Genomic DNA, 15,269 nt, shown 5'->3' with positions numbered 1-15,269 from the left:
GCCTTGTGAACGCCGTTCATGGTGTGGTGAGTTGCGGGGCCACGACAACGCGGAGGAGGGTCAAGAGCAAGTAAAATCGTTCTTCTTGTTGACCTGCATTCACATTTATGAATCCGAATGGGGCGAAAAAGGGCCGTACAGCGCGCCCACGCGCACCGTACGGCCCGTGATCGGGACGCGGCCCTTCCTCCCGGGCTACCGCATCAGCTCGCCCGCGTTGACGAGCAGCGACTGCCCGGTGATCGCCCGCGCCCGGTCCGAGACGAGGAAGGCCGCCGCCTCCGCCACGTCCCCGTCCGTCGCGAGCTCGGGCAGCGCCATCCGCTCCGTGAGCCGCGCGAGCACCTCGTCCTCCGCGACCCCGTCCGTGTGCGCCGTGAACCGTACGTACGCCTGCACCGGCGGGCCCCACATCCAGCCCGGCAGCACGGTGTTGACCCGGATCCGGTGCGGTCCGAACTCCCGCGCCATCGAGTACATCGCCGAGGTCAGCGCGCCCTTCGAGGCCGCGTACGCCGCCTGCCGCACCTGCGAGGGCGCGGCCACGGCCGACTGCGTCCCGATGAGGACCACCGAACCGCCCCGCTCCTTGAGCGCCGGCAGGCAGGCCCGGGTCATCCGCAGCGTGCCGAGCAGGTTGACGTCCAGGACGCCCTGCCAGGTGGCGAAGTCGGCGTCCTCGATCCCGCCGAAGTAGCTGTCCCAGGCGGCGACGTGGACCACCGCGTCGATCGCGCCGAACCGTTCCAGCGCGAGCGCGGCCAGGGCCTCGCACTGCGCCTCGTCGGTGATGTCGGTGGCCCGGTGGGCGGTGCGCCGTCCGTCGGGGTCGATCTCGGCCGCCGACGTGGCCAGGTTGGCCTCGGTGCGCGCGCCGAGGACCGCGTTGCCGCCGTCCCGTACGACCGTCTCGGCGATCCGGTGGCCGAGCCCGGCGCCGACACCCGACACGACCACGGTCTTTCCCTGGAGCAGCATCCGGGTGCCTCCCGACTCTGGCGATCGATCTGACGACCCGTCAGAGTAGGAGCCTCCGGAGGACAAGGGAAGGGGTACGGGCATGAGCGGCGAGACGTACGCGGAACTGGCGTCGACCGGGCCGTACGGGGTGCACCCCGGCCACGCGCTGATCACGATGGTCGAACCGCACCCGGGCCACGAGTACGCCTACAACCGCTGGTACGAGGACGACCACTACTACGCGGGCGCCATGGCGATGCCCTGGATGTTCGCGGGCCGCCGCTGGGTCGCCACCCATGACCTCCAGGAGCTGCGCACCCCGGAGAAGTCCGCCGTCGCCCAGCCCGTCACGGCCGGCTGCTACCTCTCCACCTACTGGGTCACCGACGGCCGCTACGACGAGCACATGAAGTGGACCGTCGCCATCAACAAGCGGCTCAACCGCGACGCCCGCGTCTACCGCGACCGTACGCACGTCTTCACGGCCTTCCAGGACCACGAGGCGACCGTGTACCGGGACGGGGCTGCCGGCCCCCGGGACTTCCACGCCCTCGACCACCCCTACCAGGGGCTGATCCTCCAGGTGATCGACACCGACGGGCCGGAGCGCCGGGCCGAGCTGCTGGAACGGCTGCGCGCGAGCGAACTGCCCAGACGCCTGACCGGGTCGGCGGCCGCGATGGTCACCGTCTTCCGGCCGACGCCGCTGCCGGGGGACCGCATGACGTACGTGAAGCAGGTCGAGGGGGTCGACACCCGGCTGACCCTGCTGTGGTTCCTGGAGCGGGACCCGCGCACCTGCTGGGCGGAGCACTTCGCGGACCTGGACGCGGTCGGCGGCGAGTGGGGGCGGGTCGAACTGGTCGCACCGTTCATTCCGACGGTGCCGGGCACGGACCGGTACGTGGATCAGCTGCGTCGAGGGTAAAGCCGAGCCCCCTCGGCCAGGACGGCGGACCGGTCGAGAGGGCTCTTTCCGTAGGTTCCCTGACGCTCTGCACAATCGGGATCAGAGCGCCCCGTTGCTCACTTCACCGACGAAGGCGTTCCACGACGCCGAGCCGAAAGCGATGGACGGACCCTCGGGGGCCTTGGAGTCCCGGACCGCGATCGCGGCCACGACGGGGGACTTGACTTCGACGCAGGCCCCGTTTCCGCCGGAATACGAGGACTTCGTCCAGGTGTCCGTAGCGCCCTGAATAATCGCCATGTTCTTCACTCCGGTTCTGCCGAGTAGCGTGTCGCGCCAACCTTCATGCTGGCGTGATCGACGCTACTCGCCGGTCCGGCCGCGTGGGGGCGGCGTTCACCCGACCGGATGGCATATTCCAAGTGAGCTTCCGCTGGAGCGAGTCCGGGGTGTACCGTACCGGCCTCTTCCTCGGCGGCTGCGGCCGAACGGTTGCTTTCACGCCCGAATCGGAGAATTCGGAAGGGCCGGATCTTTCCGCTCTCACCCGGCGGCGTAGGACTTCGCGATGTCCGAGATGAACTCCCGGGTCTGCTCCACATTCAGGGCCTGCGCCCGCAGGTGCTCGTACATGACGCTGTACTTGGCGACGTCCTGGGCCTTCTCCAGATAGAGGTCGCTCGTCACGCCCTCGATGTAGACGACACTGGAGTCGGACGTGTCCGGGAATTCCAGGATCGCGTAATGCCCGCTGATACCCGGATGGGCGCCCATCTCGAAGGGCAGCACCTGGACCGTGACATGCGGCAGGTGCGACTGCTCGACGAGATGCTCCAACTGCTGGATCATCAGCTGCTTGTTGCCGACCACCCGGCGCAGCGCGCCCTCGTCGATGACCGCCCACAGCCGCAGCGGCCGTTCCTCGTCCTTGATCCGGTCCTGGCGCCGGGTGCGGACGGAGACCCGCTTGTCGATGTCGGTGGGGCTCGACTCCGGCAGCGCGCCGCTGATCACGGCCTCCGCGTAGCCATGGGTCTGCAGCAGGCCGGGGATGATCTGCGGCTCGTACACCCGCAGGCTCTCCGCGTCCGTCTCCAGGCCGATGTAGACGCTGTACGGGATGTCGCCGAAGGCGTGCCACCAGCCCTGCTGGCGGGAGTCCTTGGCCATCTGCATCAACGATTCGACGACCCGCTCGTCCTCGACCTCGTACACCCCGCAGAGGTCGCGGACATCGCGCTGGCTGATCGAGCGACGGCCGTTCTCGAGACGGCTGATCTTGGACTGCGACACCAGAAGACGCTCGGCCACCTGCTCGGCCGTCATGTTCTTCTGCTCCCGGAGCCGGCGCAACTCCTGGCCCAATCGGCGTCGCCTGACGGTGGGGTTGACGTTGGACGCCACGGAAACTGCACCTCCGGCTGTCGGCTGCGTAGCTGTGAGTATCTACTGCTTGGCAGACTGCCACCAAAGGTGCGGTGTGCGCTGGGAAATGACGACAACGTGTGCGGGGCGGCCGTCAAGGCCGCCCCGCACACGTCGTCTGTGCGGCTCCCGGAATGGATCCGGTGGAACAGCTCGAACTGGTGGAACGGTTTGTCTCAGTGCACGGCGGCGCGCGCCATGCTGCCGCGGCGCGGCTGCTGCGGGACACCGCCCGCGGCACTGCGGCGCGGCTGGGCGGCCACACCGTTCTGGACGTCCATCACGGCGTGCGCCACGAGGCCGCCCATGGGGTCGTGCCGGATCAGGTCGCGCAGCCGGGACCGCGACGACCGTCCTTCGTTCCCCGGGTACAGATGCTTGCCGAGTCCGACCGCGTGGGCCAGCGCGGCAAGCGCCGCGGTCCGCGGGTCCGGCGGTACGCCGGTGCGGATCGCACTGTCCAGCCGGGTCCTGATGTCCCGGCTGATCGCCGTCTCCGTCGCCTGGTAGCGAGTCGTCGGCAGCACCCCGCACATCTGGCCCTCCACGGCATGCACCATGCCGCAGCGCTCCAGGTGAGCGAGGTAGATCTGGCGCAGCCCCAGTCGGGGCCCGCCGATCCAGTGGACCGCCCGTACCGGACTGCCACGCCTGCGCAGCAGCTCCAGTGCGGAGTCCAGAGTCGGATCTCCGGTCGGCCGTGGCATCACCACGGCGATACGATCCCCGTCAGGGGCTATCCGTCCTGCCAGAGCCAGCTCCACTAGCTGTGCTCCGGCCAGGCCGAGGTCGAGCGACTGCGGCTGCGCTGTGGTACCCGTGGCCGGGTCCAGAGCGAGCAGCAGAAGCTCCTCCGGAATTGTTCTGCGGCTCCTGCCCATCCATGCCTCCCCGCGTGGATGAGTCACAGGGTGACCCCTCTCACATTCATCTGTCGAGAGCGCCTGGGTGCTTCGTACGGGAACCAGTAGGTATGTCGTTCTCGTCTAGCACGGGGGCCAAGGGGTTCACACAGGACACTGGTACACGGTTCGGACGTACGCATGACGCATGAAGGAGGCACGGTGGCGGGCGAGTCCCCCGACAAGGCGGAGCAGCAGGAGTCCTCGCAGGAGGCTCCTTCGGGTGGTGGCGGCCGGGATCCGCGGCTTTCCGTGCTCCGCGAGTCCACGTCCTCGGCGACGTCTTCGGCGACCTCCTCGGCGACCTCCTCGGCGACGGCGGGAGCCGCGTCGGCGTCGCCGGTCCAGGTGGACCAGCCGACGGCCGTCTTCAAGACCCTCGCCCCGCGTACTCCCGAGGACGACGCACCGTCCGAGGGGGCCACGTCGGAGGAGGTGGTGTCCGAGGACGCCGTGACCGAGGACGCCGTGTCCCAGGACGACGCACCGGCCGAGGAAGCCGTGACCGAGGAGGCCGGTTCCGAGAAGCCCGCTTCCGAGGCTCCCGCGGAGGGTGACCGCCTGCGGGCGGCGGTGGCGGCGTGGGTCGCCTCCGGCGACGAGGAGCCGACGACGGCGGACGCGGCGGACACCGCCGACCCCGTGGACGAGGACGCTGCCGCCGAGGCCGCCAATGCCGATGCCGAGGCGGGCCCTGAGGCCGAGAAGGCCGGGAACGCCGAGGATTCCTGGTTCGCCGCGCGCAAGCCGGCCGCCGAGCCCAAGGCGGAGGAGCCCGCCGAGCCCGCTGAGGCGGCGGCTGAGGCCGTCGACGAGCCCAAGGCGGCCGAACCCGCCGTCGATCAGCCCACCACCGTGTTCAAGGCCGTACAGCCGCCCGTGGTCGACCAGCCGACGACCGCGCTGAAGATCCCGATGCCCCCGCCGGCGACTCCGGCGACTCCGACGCCCGCGACTCCGGAGCCGCCGAAGGCGCCGAGGCCCGCCGCCGAGCGCCCGAGCACGTTCGTGCCGCTCCGTGCCGCGGCCCCCGAAGCGAAGGCGCCCGCGCCGAAGGCCCCTGAAGCGACCCCCGTAACCCCCGGGAATCCGCCGTCGCTCACCGAGGCCGAGCGGACCAGGCAGCAGCCCATGCCGCCGCTGCCCCCGCTCGATCTGCTCGCGGAGCTGACGAACACCCCGCCCCCGCCTCCGACCCCCCTGCGCACGACCATGCGGCGGGTGCGGATCTGGACCCCGCTGGTCGTCCTGCTTCTGATCATCTTTGCGGTCGTACAGTTTGTTCGACCGCTTCCGGCCCCTGTCCTCACCCTCACCGCCGCCCCCACCTTCACCTTCGAGGGCGGCGAGCTGAAGATGCCGTGGCCCACCGAGGGACAGGGCGCGGTCGAGGTCGAGGGCGTCGGCTCGCTCGGGACGTACGGGGCGCAGAAGCCCGCCCCGCTCGCGAGCGTCGCCAAGACGATGACGGCGTACGTGATCCTCCGCGACCACCCCATCAAGGGGAAGGAGTCCGGCCCCGAGATCACGATCGACAAGAAGGCCGCCGACGAGGCGTCGTCGGAGGACGAGTCGAGGGCCGCCGTCAGGGAGGGCCAGCAGTTCTCGGAGAAGGAGCTGCTCCAGCTCCTCATGATCCCGTCGGCGAACAACGTGGCCCGCCAGCTCGCCCGTTGGGACGCCGGCTCGGAGGCCGCGTTCGTCGAGAAGATGAACGCCGCCGCCAAGGACCTCGGCATGACGGAGTCGAAGTACACCGACCCGTCCGGCCTGCTGTCGACCACCGTCTCCACGCCGCAGGACCAGTTGAAGCTGGCGAAGGCGGTCATGCAGTACGACGTGTTCCGGGAGATCGTGAACATGCCGAACCTGACCGTCGAGGGCATCCCGGGCCGGATCGAGAACAACAACAACATCCTGCTGGAGCCCGGCGTCTCCGGCATCAAGACCGGCTCCTCCACCCCGGCCGGCGGCAACCTCCTCTGGTCCGCGAACACCGTGGTCGACGGCAAGAGCCGCCGGATCCTCGGTGTCGTCATGGGTGCGAAGGACGCCCGCCTGCTGAACGAGAAGCTCCAGCTGTCGATCGACTACAGCCTCGAGCTCATCCAGCAGGCGCAGAAGGACGTGACCTCCGCGTCGGTCGTCCGCAAGGGCCAGGTCGTCGGCTACGTCGACGACGGTCTCGGCGGGCAGACCCCGGTCATCGCCACCAAGGAGCTCAAGGCGGTCGGGTGGCCGGGCCTGAAGGTCGACCTGGCGATCGGCGACGGCGGGAAGGCCGTGCCGCACACCGGCAAGGCGGGCGACATCGTCGGGCAGGTGTCCATCGGCACCGGCGCCGGCAAGGTCAGCGCGCCGCTCGCCCTCCAGAGGGACCTGGTGGAGCCGGGCTTCGACAAGAAGCTGACCCGTCTGGGATGACGCGACAGGGCGTCCCGGTCCTCCGGGGCGCCCTGCTGTTAGCGTTCCGGAGGATCGAGACCGGGACCGCAGGACCGGGACCGCAGGACCGAGACCGGGACCGCAGGATCGAGACCGGGATCGAGATCGAGACCGAGACCGAGACCGACACCGCGAGGACGCGCGAGAGGCAGCACGGGAGAGGGCCGCGAGTGACCACCGCCGAGCCGACACGCGCAGCCGAGGGCGCGCCACCGCGGGCCTCCGTGCCGCCGCGAATAAGCCTCCCGGCTCCCCGCCCGCACGTCGAGACCGCACCTGCGCACCGCCCCCGGCGGCGCAGGCGCCGCTACCCCGTCATGATCGCGACGGGTCTGGCGGCGCTGACCCACGTCCTCTGGTTCTTCCTGTTCGCGAACAGCGGCGGCGACCTCGCGGCGCAGGACGCGTGGGCGGAGTTCGTGGGCCGTCACCCGGACTCGGCGTACAACCTCGCCTGGTACGGGGGGATGCACCCGGTCTCGTACAGCGTGGTCTCGCCGTACGTGATGTCGGTGCTCGGAGTCCGTACGACGATGATGATCGCCGGTACGGTCTCGGCCGGTCTGACGGCGCTGATCCTCGTGCGGGTGCGCGCGGTCCGCAATCCGCTGGCGTGCTCGCTGGCCGGGGTCTTCGCGTTCCTGTGCAACGCGCTGTCGGGGCGGGTGACGTTCGGGCTCGGCATGATGTTCGCGCTCGGCGCGGTCGCGGCGGTGTTCTGCTGGCCGTACCGCTGGCGCCGCCGACGCTGGGCGAAGGCGGCGGTCGCCGCCCCGCTCGCCGGTCTCGCGACCGCGTGCAGTCCGGTGGCCGGCCTCTTCCTCGGGGTCGCGGCGGCGGCGCTCTTCCTGAACAAGCGGCGCCCGGGCGCGTACGCCCTCGGCCTCGCCCCGGTGGTGGTCGTCGCGGTCTCCTCGTGGCTGTTCCCCTTCTCCGGTACGCAGCCGATGTCCCTGGCGTCGACGGCGCTGCCGTTCCTCTTCGGGGTGCTGTGCTTCCTGCTCGTACCGCGCGAGTGGCGCACGGTCCGCACCGGCGCGGCCGTGTACTCCGCCGGCACGTTGCTGACCTGGCTGATCGACTCGCAGATCGGGTCGAACGTCTCGCGGCTCGTGATGGTCTTCGCGGGCGTCGTCCTGCTGGCGGCCCTGCCGTACGCGGTCCCGCGTTCGCGTCGCTGGTACGCGGTCGTGCTCGCCTTCGCGGGGCTGAACCTCTGGATCGGTTTCAAGAGCGTCGACGACGTCATCCGTACCGCCCCGGACGCGTCCTGGGCGCGCGAGGTGGCGCCGCTGATCAACCAGCTGCAGGTGCGCGGGGCGGAGAAGGCGCGGGTGGAGGTCGTGCCGGCCTCCAGCCACCGCGAGTCCTCCGCCCTCACCCCGTACATCAACCTGGCGCGGGGCTGGAACCGGCAGGCGGACATGGAGCGCAACCCGCTCTTCTACGACGACACGCTCAATGCCACGAACTACCAGGACTGGCTGGACCGCTGGGCGGTGCACTACGTCGTCCTGCCGACCGGGGCGCCGGATTCGGGTGCGGAGCGGGAGGCGGAGCTGGTCGGGGACGGGCTGCCGTATCTGAAGCAGGTCTGGTCCGACGCGAACTGGCGGCTGTACGCGGTCGACGACCCGACCCCGCTGGCCGACCCGCCGGCCGAGGTGCGGCGGGCGCGCGCGAACGAGGTCGTGATCGAGGTCGACGCCCCGGGCCGGGTCCTGATCCGTGTCCCGTACTCGCCCTGGCTGGCCCTCCTCGATGAGAACGGCGGCAAGATCGAGCCGCCGGAGGAGACGGAGGCGTCGAAGGCGGCGCGCGAGGCGTCGCCGACGGAGCTGCCGAAGGTCTTCCTGAACGAGTACGGCTGCCTGCTGAAGACGGAGGCGGACGCGGAGGGCGACGAGTGGACGGAGCTGGTGGCGCCGAAGGCGGGCGTGTACCGGCTGGCGGCGCCGTACAAGATCTTTCCGCGGGGCACCGCATGCCCGGAGGAACTGCGCTGAGCCGGTCGTAGGGTGTGCCGCTATGGCATGCGAAGAGTGCGGCGGCCTGGGCCGGGGGATGGCCTGCCGGCACTGCCCGGGCGCCGCCACCCGGCCGCCGGGGCGGGGCGGTGCGGGGGCGCTCGTGGCGGTGGGGTGCCTCGTGGTGGTGGTGCTTGTGGGGGCGCTGTCCCTGCGCGGGGCGGAGGACCTGCCTCCGGCGGCGGAGGCCGACCCGCCGGTACGGACGGTGCCGACGAGGAACGGCCCGACGGCTTTCCCGGGGGGCCGGGATCGGGCCCAGGACCGGCACGGACGCCGACGCCGACACCGGCACCGACGCCGGTGCCGACACCGACGCCGGCACCGGCACCGACGACTGCTGCGGCGAAGACCCCCTCACCTTCTCCCCCTTCCACTCGAGGGCTGGTACACGGTCCGGACGGGCGGCTACGGGGGCGGGGGCTGCGACGGCCGCTTCTCCGCGCTCCCGATGTCGGGCAGCCCGACGGAGGACCACGACAACGCGGCCGTGTGGACCTGGCGGGTGGACCCCGCGTACCGCACCTGCGGCCTGACGGTCCACGTCCCCCGCCCGCCCCGCCCCCAGGACGCGGCCGGCGCCCCCTCGGTCTACCAACTCCTGGCGGACGGCACCCCGTACGCGACCTTCACCCTCGACCAGCACGCCCACCCTGGCGCCCTCCTCCCGGCCGGCACCCACCGCCTCCGTACCCCGACCTTCACGGTCCGCCTCCTCGACCGCGGCCAGGACTGGGGCATCCCGGCCCGAGAGGGCGCCCACCACGCGGCGGCCCAGATGCGCCTGACGTGCCGACGGCCGTAGGCCGCGTCACCCCGACTCATCCCGCCGGACGCAGACGGTCCAACTCGTCACCGATCGCCTCGCGCAACGGGTCGTGCCGGGGCCCGAGCGCGAACCGCTCGTCGCTCCACCGATCGCGGGGGTAGAGCCACACGGGCATGCCCACCAGGTCGTTCGGCTCCCACGCGTACCGAGGCCAGACGTGCGCGTGCAGGAAGCCGTCGGTGTTCCCCAGGATCTCCAGATTGACCCGCCGGAACCCGGAGTCGCCCCGCCGACAGGCCCGCTCGACCGCCTCCCCGAGCCGGTCCATGTCGGAAAGAAACGCCAGCCGCTTGCTCCGGGGAAGATCGGACAGCCGCTCCACGCCCGGGTCGTCCGCCAACAACACCGAATAGCCGGGCAGGAACTGCACATCCCCGATCACGGCGAACCCCGCGTCCAAGCGCCGCAGCACACATGGGTTCTCACCGCGCAGGGCACTACCGATCCGGTCCGTCCGCCAGTCGTCAACCATGATCGGAACCTACCTGCGCGGTCCCGGAAAAACAGTCCTCCACGTGACGTACCGACAGATGTACGGTGGTGGCGCCTGGTTGACCGAGTGCACGTGCAAACACAGGGGGATGCATGTCGTTCGAAGAGGAGTGGGGTCGGCTCAAGGCCGACGCGGTCCACACGCGCGAAGCGGGAATGGACCTTGCTTCGGCAGACAGCGGGGGTGGTTCCCGAGCTCCCGGGCCAGGGGCTCCCGGGCCTCTTCAGGGGGCGGATCTTGGCCTGACGGACGCGCCGTTACGTTCCAGGGCATCCACCCTGCACACCGTGCGGGGCGAGGCGCGCGACAAGTCGAAGCTCGACGACGCGGAGGCCGTGGGCAAGAGCCACTCCGGCTGGGACGCCGGTATTGCGAGCAACGACTGTGTGACCGCCTGGCAGAAACGTCTCCACACGCTCGGGGATCTCGTCGAGGACGCCGCACAGGCGTTGACGAAAGGGATGGACACGCAGATCAGCCAGGACGGCTCCATCGCGGCGGAGCTGAGAAAGTCCGCCGACTGGCTGGAGGACGCCTGATGGTCTCCGTCAACGAGCTGGACACGGCGAAGCCCCAGCAGTGGCGGGACGCGGCCGACGACGTGCTCCAGGCGGCCAAGCAGTGCGACGGTCTCGCCTCCTACGCACGCGACGAGATCGCCGCCACCCTGCGGCAGTGCTGGGTGGGTGACGCCGGCCGGGCCGCCCGCGACACGTTCGTCAAGCACGCGGACGACTACGAAGCCGCCGCACTCGCGCTGCGCGCCATGACGCGGGCCTACGACGACCTCGCCGCCGCCATGGAGGGCGCGCAGCGCGATCTGCAGAGCGGCCTCGACTACGCCCGCCGACACGGGCTCAAGGTCGACGACAGCGGCCGCGTCGACTTCGCCCACGCCACCGTGCTCGGCCCGGACAGCCCGGAACGCGAGCAGCTCCAGCATGCGCAGACCGTCATATCGGGCGCGCTGACCAAGGCGGACCAGGCCGACAGGGAGGCGGCGCGAGCGCTGCGAACCGTCGAGGGCCTGACGCACATCACCGACCCGAAGCTGGTCAGGGCAGCGCTCGACGGCAACAGCCCGCTGAGCATCGCGCTGCGCCTGGACGGCGGCCTGGACGGCGTTCACCCCATCAACGTCCCGCCGAACGTCCTCGACGCCGTGAGACTCGCCTCCGCGGAGACCGGTATCAGCCGCAAACTGCTGCTGGCGATTCTGTGGCAGGAGCAGCAGTGGTACCAGAACCACAACCCCGGACTGCGCGGGCCGCTCACCGAGTTCGGCCGCTTCTTCAACTGGGGACTCACCCTCTACCCCAAGCCGGACAAGTCGCTGGGCATCACGCACATGAAGCTGCCCACGGCCCGGTCGGTCATCGAGGAGTACCCGGACCGGTTCCGGCTGACGGACGGACGGTCCCTGGGCGACCTGAGCGACGCGGAACTCGCCGCCGAGATAGAGGCCGACCCCGAACTCGACGTACGGCTGTCCGCCCACTACCTGGCGCAGCTGCGGGAGAACCCGTACGGAGCGGACACCGACAAGCAGCTCTTCACGCTGTACGCGGCCGACACTCCGGATGTGCGGGAGAAGAACGAGCAGTACGGAGACGAGTCGGACCCGCGTGGGGGCGACATCAAGGCCCGGGGCAGGAACTGGGACGAGATCGAGGCGCACGTGGAGGACGCGATGGCGTGGGAGGACCTGACCGACGAGGAGCGCGCCGAGGCCATCAGGCAGCTGGAGTCGCAGACACCCGCGGGGCACCACGTCTCCATCGAGCCGATCTACAGTGCCGGCAGCCAGACCACCGGAACGGGTTCGGGGGAGCCGGAGCCGGGCACTCCGTCGCCGAGCCCCGGCCCGCCTCCCACACCTTCCGGAGACTGACGCGATGAGAAAGGCCGCGGCCACCGGCGCCGCCTGCGTGATGATCCTGGCACTGACCGCGTGCGACGCGTTCACGCGCAGCAGCGCGTCGCCCAAGGCAGCCCTGCCCCCCAGCGTGCCGGCGGAGCCACGCTTCGCCACCGCCGACGAGGTCGTGGCCGCGCTCGGGCGGGCCGGGGTGGACTGCGAGGTGCTGCGCCGGAGGCAGGGCCAGGCGGGCTCCGGCAGCAGTCTCGACTGCGTCTTCGAGGACCGGGGTGCGACGGTGGAGACCGAGATCTCGGTGTTCGACACGGACGTCGTGGACGAGGGCGAGATCGGCAGAGCGGTCCACAGCCGCCGCACGCCGCCGAACGGCCAGGTGCTCGTGGCGGCGGGCAACTGGTACCTCCGCGTCATCCCCGACGACACCCCGTCCCACGCCCAGAAGGTCGCCCGCGCCCTGGACGCCGTCGTGCTGCCGCCGCTCCACCCCCTGCCCGCCATCCCGGACGAGCCGCGCTACGAGCGAGTGGACGCGCTCGCCGACGCACTGGACGAGGCGGTCACCTGCACGCGGCGAAAGCAGACCGCGGACGGCCTGCTGTGCGCGACGAAGGCACCGACCGCCGAACAGTGCAGCGACCTCACGGAAGGCCGCGACGCCGCCCTCCGCCTCCACCCCACAACGACGGCCCGCGACGACTACCTGCGGCTGCTCCTCACCGATGAGAGAAGGCCGAGAAACATCGTGACCGCCGGCAACTGGTCGATCCAACTCTGCGACGCCACCACGGCGCGCACGGCGGCCGAACAGCTCCACGCCACCATCGTCACCCCCGACCGGCCTTGACCGCACGTGCCACCAACGGGCACCCCGTCCGGCACCCACGTCTGGCACACAAGGACGCGGAGCTACCCCTCGGCGGGATCCCCTTCGTCCGCGTGACTCCGCTCGAGGCTGCGCCCCACTGAGATCACCACCACAGACATGATGACGACGCAGAGGAGACCGGCCCACGGCTGCGAAACCTGGACCTGAACCACCCCGGCGAGGACCGCAAGCGCCCCAAGCCAGGCGCCAAGCAAGGGACGTCGCGCGACATGACGCAGGTTGCCGGCGAACGTGCGGGCCTGCTGGGGACGGTCACCACACGCCGGGTTCATGACGCGACCGTACCGCCGGCCGGGCCGATCGGCCTGGGAAAAGGAAGCGCGGACGGCCACCTCAGGTCATCGAGGCCCTGCTTCGGAATGACACCGAGACGACGGCCGAAGGGCCAGGATCAGGAGAACGCTCCCCTGATCCTGACCCTTCGCTCTGTGCCCCCGGCAGGATTCGAACCTGCGACACCCGCTTTAGGAGTTCGGTCGGGCGGGTGCTGCCGGGGTCGGACTGCTGGTCGTGGACGCCGTGAAGAGCCGTGGAGGAGTGCTGTCATCCACCGTCGTTGATGTCAGTCGTGGATGTCGGCTGTCGCCGGTCCGCGAACGGTCGCCGATAGTCCGAGGCGTCCCCGACCGGGGGATAGTCCCTGCCGAACATGACGTAGACGGGGTTCTCGGTGTCTCCGGCTTCCAGCGCCAGGAAGATGTCCACGTTGTGGTTCGCGACCCGGTGCAGGTACTGGACGAACAGCTCCAGCTCCTCATCGGACAGCCGCTCGTCGTGCCGCTCGTTGTGCATGCCGCCCACCCCCGCTAACGACTATCGACCGGGACGGACGATACCCGGGCCGAAACACACAGGTGGCTTCTGGGCGTCCACCGCTACCGTGCGGGCATGGGGAGCGGACGAAAGCACTGGCGGGACAGCCTAGGGACACCGAAGGCATTCGTCCTGTACCGCACGCCCGACGTGTGGCGCTGTGCCATGTACTTCTCCGGCGGCATCGTCGACGGCCGCCTTGCTCAGCCCAGCGCCAACAGCGAACCGGACGAAGCTCAGACAGCTGCACACGCCAAGGCCGAGGAACTGGCCGGCCGACCGCTCGCGATCTCCTGGGAGGCGAACGACCAACCGGGCTGGTGGACGGGGACCATCACCGCTGATCCAGTGCAGCCGGCTTAACTCTGCCGCCGACCTCGTCTAGCCAGTTCGCAACGCCAGCTCCGGCGCGAGGCCTGCCCCTCGTGCGACCGCTGTTGTCACCAGTCGCGCCAATCGTCAGTGATCTCGGCACGATTGATACCCCTTCTGGCCGCCAGCGCGGCTACATCCACACCATGCTCGCTCAGGGTGAGGTCGATGTACTCGCACAGCTGCTCCCGCTCCTCAGTGCAGTAGCAGGCGCCACCATGGCTGTCGTCTCCATCGACGGTGTTGAGTGCGACTACGACTCTCTCGATTGTCGCGAAAACCTCTTCGTCGGACGGCTCCCTGAGGGCTCGTACGTCCCCCTCGAACGTCTCCAGCGCTGCGTCCGTCGCCTGCAACAGGGACTCGGGATACATCTCTGCCGCGCTGGCACACTCCGGCTCCAACTCTCCGGTTGCCACCGCGCGAGCTATCTCCGCCATCCAGGCACGCCAGTTCTCAGGGGGTCTCTTCGCCATGGCCAGACGGTACGCCCGAGCACTGACAGCCCTGCCTAGCGGTTGACGGGGATCTCGTAGACGATCTCGCACAGCGCGGCCGGGACGACGATGTCCGCGGTCTCCACTGGGCGCCCCTCGTCGCTGTAGTACGTCCGCCGGATGTGGGTGACGAGAGAGGCCTTCTGAATCCCGAGGAGCGACGCCTCCTCGGCGGTCGCCTGCCGCGGCTCGGGCTGCTCGACGGCATGGCTGACCGTGACGCCGATCTCGGCCATGCGGTTAACGACGCCGGCCCCGGCATGCGGCCCGCCCTCGGGAAGGACGACGAGACTCCCGCCGGTGAGGTCGTACGGCTCCCAGCTCGTGGACAACTGCACGGGCCGTCCGTCGGCGAGGAACTCGTACACGGTCCGGACGCACAGCTCGCCCTCACCGATCCCAAGCCGCGCAGCGATCTCCACCGGCGCGGGCACCTTGGCATCGGTTCGACTCTCCCAGCCCCCCTGCCGCCCCACAGCCTTCATATCGGCCCGGAACGGCGACCCATCAGGCTGCTCGCGCGCCGCGGACCGAACCATCCGCACCCGCCGCCGGGGCTCGGCCACGTAGGTCCCGGACCCGGCCCGCCCCTCCAGCACGCCTTGGGAGATCAGCAGCTCCTGGGCGCGGCGAACGACGTTCTCACCCACCCCGCACTCCTGGCCGATCTGGGCCCGAGAGGGCAGCCGGTCTCCAGGGGTCCACTCGTGCTCCGCGATCCGCCGCCGCAGTTCGTCGGCGATGCGGAGATAGGGCGGCTGCTCAGGCATATGGAAAATCTAGTCCACTAGCTCTAATCTAGTTAACTAGCTTCACTGAAAGTGATCGCCG

16 protein-coding genes are annotated in these 15,269 nt (G+C 70.2%); 8 read left to right on the top strand and 8 right to left on the bottom strand.

The window, feature by feature from the left end:
* Positions 1-195: 195 nt before the first annotated feature.
* A complete protein-coding gene (locus tag ACFYV5_RS28280; RefSeq protein ID WP_389173006.1) occupies positions 196-978 on the bottom strand; it encodes an SDR family oxidoreductase in 783 nt (260 codons plus the stop codon).
* Between the two features lie 82 nt (positions 979-1,060).
* Between ACFYV5_RS28280 and ACFYV5_RS28275 the strand changes: the two genes are divergently transcribed.
* Positions 1,061-1,888 (top strand): hypothetical protein, encoded by an 828-nt coding sequence (locus ACFYV5_RS28275; RefSeq protein WP_389173004.1) that lies wholly within the window; start codon positions 1,061-1,063, stop codon positions 1,886-1,888.
* Positions 1,889-1,969: 81 nt separating this feature from the next.
* Here ACFYV5_RS28275 and ACFYV5_RS28270 read toward each other — a convergent pair whose 3' ends face one another.
* The 3 genes from ACFYV5_RS28270 to ACFYV5_RS28260 form a co-directional block, all read right to left on the bottom strand.
* Positions 1,970-2,170 (bottom strand): DUF397 domain-containing protein, encoded by a 201-nt coding sequence (locus ACFYV5_RS28270; RefSeq protein ID WP_137988782.1) that lies wholly within the window; start codon positions 2,168-2,170, stop codon positions 1,970-1,972.
* A gap of 243 nt (positions 2,171-2,413) precedes the next feature.
* Entirely contained in the window at positions 2,414-3,274 is an 861-nt protein-coding gene (locus ACFYV5_RS28265) for a helix-turn-helix domain-containing protein (RefSeq protein WP_389173002.1), read from the bottom strand.
* Between the two features lie 197 nt (positions 3,275-3,471).
* Positions 3,472-4,176 (bottom strand): GPP34 family phosphoprotein, encoded by a 705-nt coding sequence (locus ACFYV5_RS28260; RefSeq protein ID WP_355113632.1) that lies wholly within the window; start codon positions 4,174-4,176, stop codon positions 3,472-3,474.
* Between the two features lie 162 nt (positions 4,177-4,338).
* On the opposite strand from ACFYV5_RS28260, the gene ACFYV5_RS28255 reads away from it, so the two are divergent.
* The 3 genes from ACFYV5_RS28255 to ACFYV5_RS28245 all read left to right on the top strand — a co-directional run bounded on the left by ACFYV5_RS28255 (position 4,339) and on the right by ACFYV5_RS28245 (position 9,474).
* On the top strand, positions 4,339-6,621 hold the full coding sequence (locus tag ACFYV5_RS28255; protein WP_389172999.1) for a D-alanyl-D-alanine carboxypeptidase family protein: 2,283 nt from the start codon (positions 4,339-4,341) through the stop codon (positions 6,619-6,621).
* Positions 6,622-6,959: 338 nt separating this feature from the next.
* Positions 6,960-8,648 (top strand): MFS transporter, encoded by a 1,689-nt coding sequence (locus tag ACFYV5_RS28250; RefSeq protein ID WP_389172997.1) that lies wholly within the window; start codon positions 6,960-6,962, stop codon positions 8,646-8,648.
* Positions 8,649-9,120: 472 nt separating this feature from the next.
* A complete protein-coding gene (locus tag ACFYV5_RS28245) occupies positions 9,121-9,474 on the top strand; it encodes a hypothetical protein (RefSeq protein ID WP_389172995.1) in 354 nt (117 codons plus the stop codon).
* 16 nt (positions 9,475-9,490) lie between these two features.
* On the opposite strand, the gene ACFYV5_RS28240 is transcribed toward ACFYV5_RS28245, so the two are convergent.
* Entirely contained in the window at positions 9,491-9,970 is a 480-nt protein-coding gene (locus tag ACFYV5_RS28240; protein WP_389172993.1) for an HIT family protein, read from the bottom strand.
* A gap of 308 nt (positions 9,971-10,278) precedes the next feature.
* Here ACFYV5_RS28240 and ACFYV5_RS28235 point away from each other — a divergent pair, with 308 nt between their 5' ends.
* Genes ACFYV5_RS28235 through ACFYV5_RS28225 form a run of 3 tightly spaced genes read left to right on the top strand, consistent with a single transcriptional unit; the run spans position 10,279 to position 12,714 of the window.
* Positions 10,279-10,530 (top strand): hypothetical protein, encoded by a 252-nt coding sequence (locus ACFYV5_RS28235; RefSeq protein ID WP_355113624.1) that lies wholly within the window; start codon positions 10,279-10,281, stop codon positions 10,528-10,530.
* Positions 10,530-11,882: a hypothetical protein gene (locus ACFYV5_RS28230; protein ID WP_389172991.1), complete on the top strand. Its 1,353-nt coding sequence runs from the start codon at positions 10,530-10,532 to the stop codon at positions 11,880-11,882. The genes ACFYV5_RS28235 and ACFYV5_RS28230 overlap by 1 nt, the downstream gene beginning before the upstream one ends.
* Positions 11,883-11,886: 4 nt before the next feature.
* Positions 11,887-12,714 carry a hypothetical protein gene (locus ACFYV5_RS28225; protein WP_355113620.1) on the top strand — a complete coding sequence of 276 codons (828 nt, stop codon included), beginning with the start codon at positions 11,887-11,889 and terminating at the stop codon, positions 12,712-12,714.
* A gap of 585 nt (positions 12,715-13,299) precedes the next feature.
* Here ACFYV5_RS28225 and ACFYV5_RS28220 read toward each other — a convergent pair.
* Positions 13,300-13,548, bottom strand: coding sequence for a hypothetical protein (locus tag ACFYV5_RS28220; RefSeq protein WP_389172989.1), 249 nt, complete (start codon positions 13,546-13,548; stop codon positions 13,300-13,302).
* 96 nt (positions 13,549-13,644) lie between these two features.
* Here ACFYV5_RS28220 and ACFYV5_RS28215 point away from each other — a divergent pair, with 96 nt between their 5' ends.
* Positions 13,645-13,932: a hypothetical protein gene (locus ACFYV5_RS28215; protein WP_389172987.1), complete on the top strand. Its 288-nt coding sequence runs from the start codon at positions 13,645-13,647 to the stop codon at positions 13,930-13,932.
* Positions 13,933-14,009: 77 nt separating this feature from the next.
* Here the strand turns inward: ACFYV5_RS28215 and ACFYV5_RS28210 are convergent, their stop codons facing one another.
* The gene (locus tag ACFYV5_RS28210; protein ID WP_389172985.1) at positions 14,010-14,417 is read right to left on the bottom strand and encodes a hypothetical protein; all 408 of its coding nucleotides are present in this window, start codon (positions 14,415-14,417) and stop codon (positions 14,010-14,012) included.
* Between the two features lie 35 nt (positions 14,418-14,452).
* Positions 14,453-15,208, bottom strand: a complete 756-nt coding sequence (locus ACFYV5_RS28205; RefSeq protein ID WP_389172983.1) for a GntR family transcriptional regulator — start codon at positions 15,206-15,208, stop codon at positions 14,453-14,455.
* Positions 15,209-15,269 lie beyond the last annotated feature (61 nt).

It is taken from the genome of Streptomyces sp. NPDC003035 (genome assembly GCF_042888285.1).
Taxonomy (GTDB): Bacteria; Actinomycetota; Actinomycetes; order Streptomycetales; family Streptomycetaceae; genus Streptomyces.
Note: the sequence above shows the minus strand (reverse complement) of the source record. Positions and strands in the feature narration are given on the sequence as shown.